Source organism: Pedobacter miscanthi (assembly GCF_003315595.1).
Lineage (GTDB): Bacteria > Bacteroidota > Bacteroidia > Sphingobacteriales > Sphingobacteriaceae > Pedobacter > Pedobacter miscanthi.
This window is the reverse complement of sequence record NZ_QNQU01000030.1, coordinates 17,485-32,577: the sequence shown is the minus strand read 5'-3', so window position 1 is coordinate 32,577 and position 15,093 is coordinate 17,485. Positions and strand designations below refer to the sequence as shown.

Annotated in this window: 12 protein-coding genes; 5 read left to right on the top strand and 7 right to left on the bottom strand. The window is 39.1% G+C overall.

All coding sequences use genetic code 11. From position 1 onward, the window contains the following. Positions 1–19: 19 nt before the first annotated feature. From DRW42_RS24975 to mutL, 4 genes are all read right to left on the bottom strand, one after another. Complete coding sequence (locus DRW42_RS24975; protein WP_113951601.1) at positions 20–1,135, bottom strand: endonuclease/exonuclease/phosphatase family protein; 1,116 nt, start codon at positions 1,133–1,135, stop codon at positions 20–22. Then, positions 1,135–1,989: a rhomboid family protein gene (locus DRW42_RS24970; protein WP_113951600.1), complete on the bottom strand. Its 855-nt coding sequence runs from the start codon at positions 1,987–1,989 to the stop codon at positions 1,135–1,137. Before DRW42_RS24970 ends, DRW42_RS24975 begins: the two co-directional genes overlap by 1 nt. Continuing rightward, complete coding sequence (locus DRW42_RS24965) at positions 1,982–2,695, bottom strand: rhomboid family intramembrane serine protease (protein WP_208643637.1); 714 nt, start codon at positions 2,693–2,695, stop codon at positions 1,982–1,984. The genes DRW42_RS24970 and DRW42_RS24965 overlap by 8 nt, the downstream gene beginning before the upstream one ends. Positions 2,696–2,989: 294 nt before the next feature. After that, complete coding sequence (mutL, locus tag DRW42_RS24960) at positions 2,990–4,828, bottom strand: DNA mismatch repair endonuclease MutL (RefSeq protein ID WP_113951599.1); 1,839 nt, start codon at positions 4,826–4,828, stop codon at positions 2,990–2,992. Between the two features lie 727 nt (positions 4,829–5,555). Here mutL and DRW42_RS24950 point away from each other — a divergent pair. The 4 genes from DRW42_RS24950 to DRW42_RS24935 all read left to right on the top strand — a co-directional run bounded on the left by DRW42_RS24950 (position 5,556) and on the right by DRW42_RS24935 (position 10,486). After that, the gene (locus tag DRW42_RS24950; protein ID WP_113951597.1) at positions 5,556–6,116 is read left to right on the top strand and encodes a helix-turn-helix domain-containing protein; all 561 of its coding nucleotides are present in this window, start codon (positions 5,556–5,558) and stop codon (positions 6,114–6,116) included. Positions 6,117–6,464: 348 nt separating this feature from the next. Further along, complete coding sequence (locus tag DRW42_RS24945) at positions 6,465–8,099, top strand: amidohydrolase (protein WP_113951596.1); 1,635 nt, start codon at positions 6,465–6,467, stop codon at positions 8,097–8,099. Further along, positions 8,086–9,903, top strand: coding sequence for a serine hydrolase domain-containing protein (locus DRW42_RS24940; protein ID WP_113951595.1), 1,818 nt, complete (start codon positions 8,086–8,088; stop codon positions 9,901–9,903). Before DRW42_RS24945 ends, DRW42_RS24940 begins: the two co-directional genes overlap by 14 nt. Before the next feature lie 64 nt (positions 9,904–9,967). Then, on the top strand, positions 9,968–10,486 hold the full coding sequence (locus DRW42_RS24935; protein ID WP_113951594.1) for a hypothetical protein: 519 nt from the start codon (positions 9,968–9,970) through the stop codon (positions 10,484–10,486). 221 nt (positions 10,487–10,707) lie between these two features. Here the strand turns inward: DRW42_RS24935 and DRW42_RS24930 are convergent, their stop codons facing one another. Then, on the bottom strand, positions 10,708–11,550 hold the full coding sequence (locus tag DRW42_RS24930; RefSeq protein WP_113951593.1) for a DUF6929 family protein: 843 nt from the start codon (positions 11,548–11,550) through the stop codon (positions 10,708–10,710). A gap of 98 nt (positions 11,551–11,648) precedes the next feature. Next, entirely contained in the window at positions 11,649–12,611 is a 963-nt protein-coding gene (locus DRW42_RS24925) for an isopenicillin N synthase family dioxygenase (RefSeq protein WP_113951592.1), read from the bottom strand. Between the two features lie 339 nt (positions 12,612–12,950). On the opposite strand from DRW42_RS24925, the gene msrA reads away from it, so the two are divergent. Beyond that, on the top strand, positions 12,951–13,550 hold the full coding sequence (msrA, locus tag DRW42_RS24920) for a peptide-methionine (S)-S-oxide reductase MsrA (protein ID WP_208643636.1): 600 nt from the start codon (positions 12,951–12,953) through the stop codon (positions 13,548–13,550). A gap of 132 nt (positions 13,551–13,682) precedes the next feature. Here msrA and DRW42_RS24915 read toward each other — a convergent pair whose 3' ends face one another. Next, on the bottom strand, positions 13,683–14,984 hold the full coding sequence (locus DRW42_RS24915) for a short-chain dehydrogenase (RefSeq protein WP_113951590.1): 1,302 nt from the start codon (positions 14,982–14,984) through the stop codon (positions 13,683–13,685). Positions 14,985–15,093 lie beyond the last annotated feature (109 nt).

Here is a 15,093-nt window from a genome sequence, read left to right as displayed (position 1 = left end):
CGGGAGTTAAAGATGATGATTAAGGCAAAAACCTTAAATCGCTGCGTACCGGAAAGTGATCCGACAATTTAGCTTGTGTAATTTTATAGTTTAATACTTCCAATTCTTTTGATGTGGCAATATAATCAATCTGGAAATTAGGGAATTTGCCATTATAGGTTTTGCCGAAACCGTTTCCTTTTTTTATGAAGCTGTTGTTTAAACCAGCGGTAATCTGGGTTACCACGTAAGATGCCGGTGTATCGTTAAAATCGCCGGCAATTAAATAAGGTGTTTTACAGGTTGCCATTTCTTTTTTCATGATATCAACCTGACCGCTTCGCTTTAAAAAGGCACTCTTCAGCATACTTAAAATGCGTTTGGATGGTCTTAGCTCTGTATTCATTTCCTTTACCTTATCCAGGTATTCGTAATCCTGTTTTTCAAAAGAAATAGACTGGAAATGCACATTGTAAATCCTCAATGTTTTGCCTTTAATGTTTAAATCGGTATATATGCTCATATTGCCCGGGTAGCCGGTAACAAATGGGATTTTGCCTGAATTTTTAATGGGGAATTTAGAGAAAATAGCTAAACCAGTGGCTTCGTAATCGTTTTTGTTGGTTGGAACAAAATAATAATATTTGGTATTTAACAGTGCTTTTAAACTATCTACCGTATCGAATGCACCTTTATAACGCGTAAAAAACTCCTGAAAACAAATAATATCGGGATTTTGATCTTTCACCACCTGAAGCATTTTTTCTTTAACCGATTCGGTATTGTCTTCGCCGTAAAGTTTAAAGCTATGCACGTTATAAGTCATCATTCTGATGCTGTTATCTGCTTTTTCTGCCGGACCTTCATCACCGCCGATGGCAAAAGTTGCTTTTAATGTTTTTCCGGTAAGCGCGATTACAATTACCGTGGCTATCGCAAATATCCATTTTTTACTTAAAAGCCACCAGATCAGTAAAATGATGTTTCCAAAAAGAACAAAAGGAAAAGCCAGTCCGAAAAAAGCAATAAGCGCATGCTTCCTTGGATCCATATTTCCGGCCAAAACTCCTAAAAACAAAGCTATTGCGGCAACAATGGCAATGGGCAGGAATATTTTATCCAGAAAATTATACTTTTTCTTCTTTTTAGTGGCCATTAATCTTTGCTTGCCTTAAATAATTTTTCTTTTTCTGCTGCTGTTAATTTATCATATCCCGAAGTAGAGATCTTATCTAAAATGGCATCTATTTCCTGTTGCGAAACTCCGCCTTTAAATTCGGGCTTTTTAACAGGTTTTTCATTTCTAACCACCTTTAATTTTGGTTTACGCTCAAATAATTTGCTCCAGTCGCTTCCGCTTTGAAGTCGTTTGATATAAACAAAGCCCAATAACGCACCACCAATGTGGGCTAAACTTCCGCCTGCATTAACCGAACCTATTGAAATAAAATCGAGGAAGAAATAAATAATAGCAATCCATTTAATTTTAACCTCTCCAAAAAAGAGCAGCATAATGGTATAATCGGGCACCAATGTTGCCGCTGCAAAAATAATGGCCATTACAGCTGCCGAAGCACCAACAATGGTTACACCAGACAGTCCGCCTGCATATACAGGGAATACATTTAATACGGCTACGGCAAATAACCCTCCGAATAAACCACCGGTAAGGTATACGAAATGAAACTGCCTGCTCTTTAAGAAGTTCATGAAAATATTTCCAAACCAGAACAAACCGAGCATGTTGAACAGGATATGCAGAATCCCGTCGTGGAAAAACATATAGGTAAAAATGGTGTAAAAACGCTCCGGTAGTTTGGAAATGCTTGCCGGTAAGCCTACATATTCCCTAACAAGCGGGCTAAGAATATCGCCATTGCCACCAAGCCAGGTGAGTACCCCAAGCACAGCAATGATAACGAATAAGATGATATTAATCCCAATGTAAAAGAACAGTGGGTTGCCCGACTGAAAAACCTTGTATTTTAAATCTTTGAAAGTATTATTCATAAAGCGTATAAAATGTATCCTTTTTATCTTTCCATATCTTAACCAGAATAAAGCCGATCAAAGCACCGCCAAGGTGAGCATAATGTGCAACCGAATCGCCCTGGAATTTCCCTACTCCTAAAACCAGTTCAATTACAATATAAACTGGGATAATATACTTTGCTTTTACTGGAATCGGGATAAACATAATCAATAGCTCTGCGTTTGGATACAGCATACCAAATCCTACGAGTAATCCGAAAATCGCACCCGAAGCACCTAACATGGGACCAAAGTAGATATCCCTTATAAGACCTATTTCGGCCTGATTTTTAGGTATGTATTTGTTAATATCAGGAATAAAGTGACCAATCTGGTTGTATATTTCTATGGATTGGACAGCCCATTGCAAGCCTAAAGCACCTAAGCCTGTTATGAAATAGAAAATGAGGAACTTTTTTGCCCCCCAACGCTGTTCTAGAATGCTTCCAAAGCTATAAAGAGCAAACATGTTGAATATAATATGCAAATAATCAATCGGACTATGCATAAACATATAAGTTATAGGCTGCCAGATTTTAAAGCTTGGAGAATCAAAATAGTAAACAGCAAACCATTGTACAAGGGGATAGGTATCGTTAGCGTTGAACACCAAAGTGCCAATGAAAAATAAAATGTTAATAATCAGTAGGTTTTTTACTACCGGTGGAATATATATGTTGTTCATTTAATTTCTAAAATGGTTAACTGTTTAAATTGGTTAACTGTTGTTGTTGGTTTGGGTTAACTGGTTAACTCCATGCAGCTTTTCATCCCCACCGCCTCGTTTTTCATTCCCTTCAATTTTTCATCCCCCTGCCCCCTTCAAAGGGGGACGGACTGGCCGCGTGGATTTTAAACACTGGCTAACTTCCGGCTTCCAACCTTTAGTCTTTGGCCTCCAATCTTCGATTTTCCGACCCCGGACCTCCGACTTTCCCCTTTAGTCTTTTCCTCCAAACTCCCAGCTCCGAACTCCAAACTAACTCTTCTCAAACTTCTTATCCAACTCGGCCAATGTAATGGTTTGGATGATTGGTTTACCGCTCACGCTAAAGTTAGGGGTTTTACAGGCAAAAAGTTCATCAATCAGCGTATTCATTTCTTCCTGTCCCAGGCTTGTGCCTGCTTTAATGGCACTGTTTTTTGCCAAACTCCGGGCCAGGCTATCGCGTTTGCTTAATTTTAGCTCTTGCTGCGAGTTTTTAAAGCCCTCAATCAGCTGTTCAAATAATTGTGTTTCGTTAATGTTACTGCTGCCCAGATCAACCGGAACACCCTCTACTACCAACGTATTTTTACCGAATTCGCGTACATCGAAACCCAAACTTTTTATATCATCCAGTAAACTTTTGGCCAGTTCAAAATCGTTGGCATTAAGTGTAATGGTTTGCGGAAATAAACTTTGCTGCGATGCGCCTTTGCGGTCATCCAGATGTACGAGAAAACGCTCGTAAAGGATCCGCTCGTGTGCCATTTGTTGGTCGATTACCATTAAACCCGACTTAATCTGCGAAACAATATAGCGGTTATGCAATTGCATATACTGCTTTTGCTTGGTTTCCAAAACGGTTTCGTCCTCGTAAATTGAAGTTTGTTCTACTACGGGTTGTTCGGTGATGTCGTAAAGCGAACCCCAGTTTTTTGCACTTGGTTTCGCATCGTAATTTCTTGGTGATGATGCATAACCCGATACCGAGCTTTTATCGCTGGCAAAAGGATTAAAATCAGGGTTGAAATTAATACTTGGTGGCACAATATCTTCAACTGCTTTTTGGGTAATCATATTGCTGAAACCCGTTTCCTGATCAAAATCTAAGGTTGGCGCAATGTTGTAACGACCAATCGAACGTTTTACCGCCGATTTCATAATCGCATAAATGGATTTTTCGTCCAGGTATTTAATTTCTGTTTTGGTTGGGTGTACGTTTACATCAATTTTAGAAGGATCGATTTCGATAAACAGCACATAAAGCGGGTAACTGTCGTCGGGCAATAACTCCTCAAAAGCAGAACTTACCGCATGGTTTAAATAGGGATCCTTAATGAAACGGTTGTTTACAAAAAAGAACTGTTCGCCCCTGGTCTTCTTGGCAAAAGCAGGTTTACCGATATAACCTTTAAGGTTGATAATGGTGGTTTCTTCCTCAACCGGAACCAAACGTTCGTTATAATTATTCCCAAAAAGATGAACAATGCGTTGCTTTAAATTCCCTTTCGGCAGGTTAAAAATTTCCACACCATCGTGGTGCAAACTAAAAAATACGCCCGGATGCGCCAATGCTACCCGTTGAAATTCGTCTAAAATGTGGCGCATTTCTACCGGATTGCTTTTCAGGAAATTCCTTCTGGCTGGTGTATTAAAAAACAGGTTTTTAATCGAAATCTGCGTTCCTGCAGGCGTAGCTACAGGTTCCTGGTTGGTTACCTGTGCACCTTCGATAGAAATACAGGTGCCGATTTCGTCTTCATGCCTGCGGGTTTTCATCTCTACCTGGGCAATTGCCGCGATAGAAGCCATGGCTTCGCCACGAAAACCCATGGTGCGGATGGCAAATAAGTCCTCAGCCTTTTTTACTTTCGATGTGGCATGGCGTTCGAAACACATCCTGGCATCCGTAACACTCATTCCACAACCATTATCAATGATCTGAATCAGTGCCTTACCGGCATCTTTTATTACCAGTTGAATTTTATCTGCGCCGGCATCTATCGAATTTTCGAGCAATTCTTTTACCGCAGAAGCAGGCCGTTGTACAACTTCTCCGGCAGCAATCTGATTGGCAACAGCATCAGGCAATAAGTGAATAATATCAGTCATGTATTATGGCAAAGTGAATTCGCTAAATTATGCAAAATAAGCTTAATGAACCCGATTTGTTTAAAACTCAACATGTAAATGACTGTAGGTAAATAGATTTATTTGCTTAACTGTCATTCTGAACGAAGTTGTGAATCTGTGGAAGAATTAATTAAGGTTACACTTTGGTTTTTATTTTTTTGAAAAGCAGGGTTCTGTGTCAATCGGTTCCGGTAGTCCCGCTGTACACTGTATCCCGATAGAAAAAATCGGGATGCCGTTCCCATCGGGTTTATTTCACTCAGGCCTGTTATGCTGAACGCCTAGATTAGAGGATTGGTGTTCTGTGAGGACACAGCCCGCGGGTTGGCGGAAAGGGTTTAGCGACTAGCCTATGGCGCTGAGCCTGTCTGTAAATTAGAATTTGATTATTTATTATTAGCTCCCGCCACTTCATTGCGTACTGAAGGGCAGGAAAAGTGAAGTCGCGTGAAGCAATCTTTTTAATCATCTTTCTAATCCGTGATAATCCGCGTCTCTGTGGCAAAAAAAATGTAATAGGTGGTCTGTGGGGATACAGACCACCGCGAAAGACATTAATTTTGAATGTCATCCTGAGCGGAGTCGAAGGATATACGCAATCAATTAATTATAATTAATTGCGTTTGGCGCGTAAATGCCGTAAATAAGTCGGCCTTTAATTTAAAAATGATCTTTTACATTTGTTCAAACGCAATCGTTAAAAATTATGAGATTATCTGATAAATTAAGAGAACTTAGAAACCAGCATGGTTTCAGTCAGGAAGAGCTTGCAAGGCAAACCCAGTTGAGTTTACGCACCATTCAGCGTATCGAACAGAACGAAACAGGCGCACGGGGCGATACCCTGATTAGGTTGGCCCAGGTTTTTGGTTTAAAGCCAATGGATTTAACCAGTAAGACTGAAAAAGAGGAAACGTATCTTATTCCGCTTTTAAATTTCTCTGCATTAAGTTTTCTTATTTTTCCGGTATTGGGTTTTATTGTGCCTTTAATTTTATGGTATTTTAAGCGAAACGGCGACGAAAAGTTAAATGAAACCGGTAAAAAGCTGCTCAATTTTCAGGCTACATGGACACTTGCTATATCGTTAATATACGTGATGTTCATATTCTTTAAAATAATGCACATGGGGGGGATTTTTGGTAACTATATCTTTTGGGTTATGTGCGGTTTATATCCCTTAAATTTTGTGCTTATTCTCATAAATACCCTTCGCAGCAAAAAATTGAAAGAAGTCATTTATAAACCAGCCATTCCGTTTTTTTAAGGAAGAGGGGCGGTAGCGAATGGCGAATAGTGCCCAATTAATCTGAGAACTAAAATCTGATTATAGTGTTTGGCGCTTAGTTTGTTTGAACATTGAAATTTGGTTATTGGTAATTGATTCCATCACGTCATTACAAACCGCAAGGCAGGGATAGCGTGGCAGATGAAGCAATCAATTTGATTTAGTATATCTTATCAGTGTTTATCTGTGTGCATCCGTGGCAAAAAATAATTATTGCAAGGTCTTAGCGGGACGCTAAGACCAGTACCGTGTAACCAGGCGGAATTAAACTATCTGTAAAGCTGAATTTACAAAAGCAAATGCTTTCAATTTTATATCTTTATCGATATGAAATCCATCTTATCAGGCCTTTTACTGGCTTTGCTGTTTGCTTCCTGTTCCAAAAAAGAAGCTGTTGATGTAATTGTTTATAACGCCAAAGTTTACACCGTTAACAGTAAATTCGATACGGTTGAAGCTTTTGCCGTAAAAAACGGTAAAATCCTTTCGCTTGGTAAAAGTGACGATATTACAGCAAAATATACCGCTAAAGAAGAGATTAATGCCGGAGGAAAATCCGTTTATCCGGGTTTCATTGATGCCCATGCCCACTTTTTTGGCTACGGGCAGAGTTTACAAACAGCCGATTTAAGGGAAACAAAATCATGGGATGAAGTGCTCGCCCGTTTAACTGCTTTTGCCAAAACCCATCCCGATGGCTGGCTGATTGGTAACGGCTGGGATCAAAACGATTGGGCCGATAAAAATTTCCCCACAAACGAAAAACTGACAGCCCTTTTCCCAGATCGCCCGGTATTTTTGAAACGCATTGATGGTCATGCTGCTATTGCCAACCAGAAAGCTTTCGATGATGCGGGTATTAAAGGCGAAAAGAAACTGGTTGGAGGCGATATGCTTACCCAAAATGGAAAACTGACCGGTGTTTTGATTGATAATGCGGTAAAACTTGTGGGAGAAAAAATCCCGATGCCGGATGCCAAACTTGCCGAAAAAATATTTACTGATGCACAGCAAAACTGTTTTGCCGCTGGTTTAACTACTATTGATGATTGCGGATTAAGTTATTTGGCGGTAGAATTTATCGAAAAACTACAGAAAGAGAAAAAGCTTAAAATGAGGCTTTACGTCATGCTTTCTGATGAACCGGATAATTATAAATACCTGTTTAGTCGCGGACCAATTAAAACCGACCGGTTAAATGTAAGGGCCTTTAAAGTTTATGCCGATGGTGCCCTGGGCTCGCGGGGCGCCTGTTTGCTGCATCCTTATAGCGATATGCCGAATAAAACCGGTTTTCTGTTAAGCGATCGCAAACATTTTGAAGAGGTGGCCCAAAAAATTGCCGCCAACCATTTTCAGATGTGTACCCATGCCATCGGCGATTCGGCCAACCGCGTAATCCTTAATATTTACAATAAAGTTTTAAAAGGTAAAAACGATCAGCGCTGGCGCATCGAACATGCACAGGTGGTTAATGCGAAAGACTTCGATCTTTTCGGAAAGGCAAGTATCATCCCTTCAGTACAGCCTACGCATGCTACTTCCGATATGTATTGGGCCGGCCAGCGTTTAGGTGCCGAAAGGCTAAAAACTGCCTACGCTTACAAACAATTGTTAAAGCAAAATGGTTGGATTCCGTTGGGTACCGATTTTCCGGTTGAAAACATTAATCCATTATTAACGTTTTATGCAGCAACGGTAAGAGAAGATGCAAAAGGATTCCCTAAGGGTGGTTTCCAGATGGAAAATGCCTTAACACCAGAAGAAGCTTTACGTGGAATGACAATCTGGGCAGCAAAAGCCAATTTTGAGGAAGAGGAGAAAGGAAGTTTGGAAAAAGGTAAACTGGCCGATTTTGTAATCCTCGATAATGATATTTTAAAATCAACACCACAGAACATATTAAAAACCAAAGTATTAAAAACCTATCTGAACGGAGAAAAAGTATATGAAGCGAAATAGATTGTATGTATTGGCTGTGGTTACCTGCTGCAATATTTTATGTTTAATGGCCTGCGCACAGGAACACACCACCAACGAAAAGAAACTTTCCATTGCCAATGCCATTTCGAATACCACGGTATTGCTGAATAACCAGGATGGAATTGTGCCCTTAATATCACTGGAGAAAAAGAATATTGCCTCTGTAAGTTTGAGTTTTGCCTACAGTACTGTGTTTGATAGTTTGGCCAACAAATACGATAAAATTACTTCTTTTTCTGCCGATTCGTACAAAGACAGTGTAAATCTGAATGATCTGGAAGATGACCTTAAATATTTCAATACCATTCTAATCAGTATCGACGATCAGAATATAAATAAGGCGAAATACATCAATTTCATTAATAGCATCAGTAAGAATAAACAGGTAATCATCTCTTTTTTTGGTAACGGTCCGGGTTTAAAATCTTTCGATCTGTTGCAATCGCCGATTATATGGACAGCCCAGAATAATGCCGATGCCGCTGCTATTGTTCCACAGTATATTTTTGGTGGCATTGCTGCTGTAAATAAGTTAACTACAGCTTTTTCTGCCCGTTATACCATGGGATCAGGTTTTGTTACCACCGCAACCCGCTTGAAATATACCGTGCCCGAAGATGCCGGACTAAACTCCAATAACCTAAAAGAAATTGATGCCATAGCTGCTGAAGCCATTAGTCAGAAAGCAACCCCCGGATTGGTGGTACTGGTAGCCAAAGATGGAAAGGTGATTTTCAATAAAGCTTATGGCACCCATACTTATGATACCAATGTGCCTGATAAAGTAACCGATATTTTCGACCTGGCATCGGTAACCAAGGTAACTGCAACCACACCTGCGGTAATGCGCTTGTTTGAAGAGGGAAAATTAAAATTGGATACCAATATCGGGGCTTACATCCCGAAAGCACGTACCACGCCGATGAATAATATACAGGTGCGTGAGGTAATGTTGCACCAGGCCGGTTTTATTCCTTACATTCCTTTTCACGATTATGTAAAAACAGGCGATTACAGCCGTGATTCGTCTGCTGCTTACCCTACCAAAGTGGCGGATAATTATTACATCAAAAAAGGCTTTTTTAAAGATTTTATGTGGCCTAAAATGCTTAATTCGCCGATTAAAACACGTGGTAAATATGTGTATAGCGATATCAGTATGTATGTAATGAAAGATATTGTAGAGCACATCAGCGAGGAACCGCTCAACCAATATGCCTACGATAATTTTTACAAACCATTGGGCATGCAAACTGCAGGTTTCCTGCCACGTAACCGTTTTAAGCCCGAGCAGATTATTCCGACAGAAGATGATAAGTATTTCAGAAAAACCTTATTGGTAGGTTATGTACACGATCAGGGTGCCGCTTTAGCGGGTGGGGTATCTGGCCATGCAGGTTTGTTTGCCAGCGCGAACGACCTGGCCATTATTTATCAGATGTTATTAAACCGTGGTACTTACGGCGGGGTAGAATATTTCAAAAACTCAACGGTTGATATGTTTACTTCCAAGCAGTCGAATGTAAGCCGCAGGGGTTTGGGTTTCGATCGCTGGGATCCGGATAGCACCAAACATTATCCATCAGAGCTGGCATCACCGCAAACTTACGGCCATACCGGTTATACCGGAACCTGTGTTTGGGTAGATCCATCAAGGGGTTTGGTTTATGTGTTTTTATCTAACCGTGTTAACCCTACCGTTACCGATAAACTTTCTAACCTGAAAATAAGGGGCAGGATACAGGATGTGGTGAATAAAGCGATAGATGAATCAAAGAAATAACAGGCCAGCATTGGTCGATTTAAATATTATCCGTAATTTCAGAATAACCTAATACAACTACATTATGAAATGGATTAAAACAATGGCATTTTTGTTGCCCTTTTTGGTTATAGCTTCAATTACCAATGCACAGCAGATTAAAGATGGCGAAACAGTAAACGTCGATGGCATAGCTGTAACCTATTCAGTGGTAAACAAAGAAAAACTGACCATAAAAGATCAGAATTTCGATCGTTATAAAGTCCTGGCTTCAGTAAAAAACAATACAGGGAAATCTTTTAATCTCCGTTTAAGCAGTTCTTTGGATTTAACAGGCATTTCCAATTCGAAAATTATTGAGTTAGATTGTGTAAATGCCACGGGAGCACGGTTGACCTCAAAAAAGGTACAGGTGAGCATGAAAAGCCATTTGATCAATGTTACCTATCCTACTAAAGATAAAGATGGGAAAGCCACCACTGCAGTGCTTCCCGTTACTGCCGGTTACTACTTTGATCAAGGTCAGGTAATCGAGAACGATGCCATTTTTATTGTACCAGCAGGCGAAACACCGCAGGTTACGGTAAGGAGTTTGTTGAAATAATAGGAAGTCCGGTGACCGAGGTCCAATGGTTGGTTTACTGTTCGAAACAGGAGCTTAAATAATTGTTAACCACTAAGGGATGAAGGCCATTAATGAAGAACCTGGTTTGAAATTACTCAGACTTAAATGTTCTCAGGTGGCTTAGGTGGTCAAATAATAGGAATCATGTTTAATTTTTGACCTTTAAATCCTTTTTATGTAAAGTTAAACAGCTCCTTAAATCAGTATTTTAAAACCAACTTATAAATTACAGTTTTAAGTTCTTCAGTATCGCGGTCTTCACACAGAAGAAAGGTTGTACTACGTTCGTTTTGTTGCATCAGCGCAATGCCTTCGAACTTATGATGGCCAGAGATTTTATTGCTAAAGGTCATTTTCAAAGTATTCAAATTAATACTGCCGATAAAACTACCTAGAATTTCGCCATCGGCATAAGTAGATTTGGTATCTTCTGCAGTAGCGATGAAAAATATTTCATTTTTTACTAGTACGGCATCAGTAAATGAGGATTCTACATGATCAATATTTGGAAGCTTAAAGTTGTAGAAACTAACCTGTTCAATATTTTTCAAGTCTGCTTTATGGATTTTAAATATGCCATTTTTTCCATCTGTTCCATTGCCACGGTTAAAAAGTAACCATGTTGTGCCTGTAAAAATTGCGCCTTCGAGATTGAAATTATGATCATCTATTTTAGACATAGATTTAAGAAGTGAATAGGTTTTAGCCAGATCTTTCCGAATAATTTTTTTCGTTTTCAGGTCGAATTCGATCATCAGGTTTCTTTTTGGTGTAGAACCCGAACCTAAGATATAGAGTTTGTTGTCGTGTTGACAAAGGATTTCAAAATCCGGTTTTAAGGGTTTGGGAATATTTTCCAGTTGTAGCAGATCTTGATCAAATAAGATCTGAATCTTGTGCAACGTTCTGGTTTTAATATTGTATTCATTCAGATAACCACTATTATCACCAATGATGTATAATAGATCCTCGTTCAGGAATAAACCAGAAGCGGAACCAATGCCATCAATTTCGGCAAAAACTTCTAAATGTGTTGAATGCATGTTTCAAAATAATAAAAAAGCACCGGTTTTAGCCGATGCTTTTCGTTTAATTTATACAATTCGCCAGAAACTCCAAACTAGGAATTCCCAACTCCAAACTATTTCTTCAATCCAATCTCTCTTAACCTTTCATCCAGATATTCTCCAGCCGTCATATCGCTATAAACTTTTGGGTGTTCGGCATCAATGGTTGATGGCAAACTTGTTAAATCCATATCACTGCGTGGGTGAAGGAAAAACGGAACCGAGAAACGCGAAGTTTTCATCAGTTCGCGGGGTGGGTTTACTACGCGGTGTGTGGTCGATTTTAATTTGTTGTTGGTTAAACGCTGTAACATATCCCCAACATTTACCACGATATCTGTATGGTGTGCTTTAATCGGCAACCATTCGTTACTGCGCGTTAAAACTTCAAGTCCGTCAGCACTGGCACCAATCAATAAGGTAATCAGGTTAATATCCTCATGTGCACCTGCGCGGACTGCATCATCAGGGATGGTTTCCGGATTTTCGATCGGGAAATAGTGGATGCCTCTTAAAATAGAATTTCCATTATGTACGTGTTTGTCGAAATAATTGATCGGCAGTTCTAAATAAGTAGCAATAGCACGTAATAAATGCGTTCCATTTTCTTCCAGTTTTTTATAAATGTCGCCCGTTACTTTGTTAAATTCTGGTAATTCTTCTAAAACCTCGTTATCAGGATATTCGTTTTTAACCGGATCTCCATCGGTAACTTCCTGACCAATCTGCCAGAATTCTTTCAGGTCCGGTGTTTTAGCACCTTTTGCTGTTTCTTTACCCGCGCTGGTGTAACCACGTTGGCCTGCCAGTTCTGGTTTTTCGTATTTTCTCTTGGTTTCAACAGGTAATGAAAAAGCAGCTTTAATGTTTTCATAAAGCTTATCGATCAGTTCTTGACTTAAGCCATGGTTGGTAATCGTAACAAAACCCGAATCGTTAAAAGCCCTGCCCAATTCATCAGAAAACTTTTTACGGTCTTCTTCAGAACCATTGATGTAAGAGCCTAAATCCAGGCAAGGAATATACGGTGTAGACATAATTTTAAATTTTAATGTTATACGAATTTAAAAAAGAATTGTTAATAAGTGAGTTTTGCGACTTGATTTGTGTTTTAAAAAATTATAAATCAATATTTTAAGTTATTAACAGTAACAAAAAATCCAACAGAATGTTGCGATTGTCATGCAAAATCCATTATAACATTAAAGCAAACTACAGCTTAATTTATTTCGTATTATTAGATGTAGATAAATCAATAATTGATTCATTCATTAATTCAATAATTGGTTCATCCATTAATTCAATTATTGATTTATGCTGTAAGGTTAAATGCTTATTTACGACTAAATAAAATAAACACACAAATGAAACACAATATGAAAAGAATAATTTTAATCCTGTTATCGGTGCTGGCCTTAAACCAGGCAAATGCACAGGGAAAAAAGACAGAAAAAGCAACCTTTGGAATGGGCTGTTTTTGGTGCACTGAAGCCATATTTCAACGTTTAAAAGGAGTAACTTCGGTTAGATCGGGTTATGAAGGTGGTACTTTAACCAATCCTACTTATGAAGAAGTGTGTACGGGTGCAACCGGGCATGCAGAGGTTTTAGAAATTACCTATAACCCAATGGTGATTTCTTACGATGATTTATTGGAGGTTTTTTGGAAAAGCCACGATCCAACAACTTTAAACCGTCAGGGTGCCGATAGTGGTACACAATACCGTTCGGTGGTTTTTTACCATACACCAGAGCAAAAACAACTGGCAGAAAAATACAAAGCCGAATTGAATAAAACCAATGCTTATGGCAAAAAAGTGGTAACTGCCATCGAAGCTGCCAAACCGTTTTATGTGGCCGAAAACTATCACCAGAATTATTTTAATAAAAACGGAAGCGAGCCTTATTGCAGATTGGTGATCCAGCCAAAAATAGATAAACTGGAAAAAATATTTAAAGCGAAGCTTAAAAATTAATATACAAAATCTTATAAAGTCGCCGTCATCTCGACCGAAACGCAGTGAAGCGGAGAGATCTATCTCGAGGTTAGATCTCTCGACTCCGTTTCACTACGCTCGAGATGACGGTTTTTTAATAAATTTAATTCATCAATCCAATAACCCTTTTGCTTTTTCTAACAGCTCACTACCTTTTTTGCCAATTTCTTTCTTGCCTTTATCTATGGCCGAAGGTTGGGTATATTGACTTACCGAATTGGAAAGTGCTTTAAATTTATTGATGCCGGCAAATACTTCCTGAGTATATGGAACGCCCTGATCTTTCATGAGCTTTTCCCAATTTATCTTTGCTAGCATGGCAATCATATATTTTGTGGCAACTTTACCGATAAATGCTTTGTCGTAAACCCCGTTTAAGGCTTTATCAGATTTGCGGTCTTTTACATAATTTATGGTTTGTTGCAGCGCTTTGCGTTCGGTATTAGAGAATAAGGGGCTCTGACTTAATTTTTCCAATGCCGGAAGTGATTTTTCAGGTTTTTCTTTCTTTAAATTCAGATAGGCCGTAATTCCCCAAACCAGTTCATTCTGGATCCCGAGTTTATTCATGTCGGTTAAAAATGCCTCAAAATCTTCGAGCGATCTTTCTTCATCTATTTTGCGTTCCATCCTCATCCGGTCGAAACCCCTGAAAAGATAATTCATGCTATGAAAAGCAGTATGTGTTTGCGCATCGTTTAAATTTCCCCAGCCAAAAAAGGATTTCGTGTAGGGTAATGGAATTTTTTCGTTTTTATCCAGCCATTTAATATTCCTCGAAAGGCCATTTTCTGAAAGGTAAAACAAGCTGTTGCTAAAAAACAGAAAACCGCGGACAAATTCGAGCAGGGTTTTGATTTCGCAGTCATCCAATAGTTCGGGTTGGGTTTTGGAGCATTCGTAGAGGGCAAAAGGTTGCCCCAAATCTCTGGTGGCCAGTACGGCCATGCTTAAAATGGCATGTTCTATATTTTGATAATAAGCCTTATCCGAATCTTTGAAAAAAGGATTTGGTGTTTTTGTCCCTGAGTTCATCGCAATGAAACCGGCAGTTAAGAGCGGAAAAACATCTTCGTCTGTTTCTTTTACAAATTGTTTAACCGAGCGATATTCTTTATATATCCTAAGCGCATCAATCACAGAGATATTTTCATTACTATCGCTGTTAATGCTATTCAAGGTTTTTACTAAACTTTGGGCCTGTTTGCTAAATTTCTGGTATTCTGCCTGGGTGGTATCCTGCACTGCGGTTGAGCGTACCGCTATTTTGGCAAATTTGTAAAAAGTGATTTTATCGTAGTTGATGTTGTCTGCCAGTTTCTTTTTATCCAGTTCGAGTAGGAGCTGATCGGTTTTCTCTCCAGCGCACGATATAAAAAATAGTACAGTACAGAGCACGAATAATTTTTTCATGAGGTAATTGGCTTTATAAATAGATGTATAAAACTAAGTTTTTGGTGTTGAAAAAAAATAAATATTAAGCATTTGTTGGCATTTGGATTATTTTGCGCTTTTGAATTTC

What these genes read in the sequence shown, in the direction of transcription:
- msrA (WP_208643636.1), top strand. Translation starts at nt 12,951, where the DNA reads ATGAAAAGAATAATTTTAATCCTGTTATCGGTGCTGGCCTTAAACCAG.
- DRW42_RS24940 (WP_113951595.1), top strand. Translation starts at nt 8,086, where the DNA reads ATGAAGCGAAATAGATTGTATGTATTGGCTGTGGTTACCTGCTGCAAT.
- DRW42_RS24945 (WP_113951596.1), top strand. Translation starts at nt 6,465, where the DNA reads ATGAAATCCATCTTATCAGGCCTTTTACTGGCTTTGCTGTTTGCTTCC.
- DRW42_RS24950 (WP_113951597.1), top strand. Translation starts at nt 5,556, where the DNA reads ATGAGATTATCTGATAAATTAAGAGAACTTAGAAACCAGCATGGTTTC.
- mutL (WP_113951599.1), bottom strand. Translation starts at nt 4,828, where the DNA reads ATGACTGATATTATTCACTTATTGCCTGATGCTGTTGCCAATCAGATT.
- DRW42_RS24930 (WP_113951593.1), bottom strand. Translation starts at nt 11,550, where the DNA reads ATGCATTCAACACATTTAGAAGTTTTTGCCGAAATTGATGGCATTGGT.
- DRW42_RS24915 (WP_113951590.1), bottom strand. Translation starts at nt 14,984, where the DNA reads ATGAAAAAATTATTCGTGCTCTGTACTGTACTATTTTTTATATCGTGC.
- DRW42_RS24925 (WP_113951592.1), bottom strand. Translation starts at nt 12,611, where the DNA reads ATGTCTACACCGTATATTCCTTGCCTGGATTTAGGCTCTTACATCAAT.
- DRW42_RS24935 (WP_113951594.1), top strand. Translation starts at nt 9,968, where the DNA reads ATGAAATGGATTAAAACAATGGCATTTTTGTTGCCCTTTTTGGTTATA.
- DRW42_RS24965 (WP_208643637.1), bottom strand. Translation starts at nt 2,695, where the DNA reads ATGAACAACATATATATTCCACCGGTAGTAAAAAACCTACTGATTATT.
- DRW42_RS24975 (WP_113951601.1), bottom strand. Translation starts at nt 1,135, where the DNA reads ATGGCCACTAAAAAGAAGAAAAAGTATAATTTTCTGGATAAAATATTC.
- DRW42_RS24970 (WP_113951600.1), bottom strand. Translation starts at nt 1,989, where the DNA reads ATGAATAATACTTTCAAAGATTTAAAATACAAGGTTTTTCAGTCGGGC.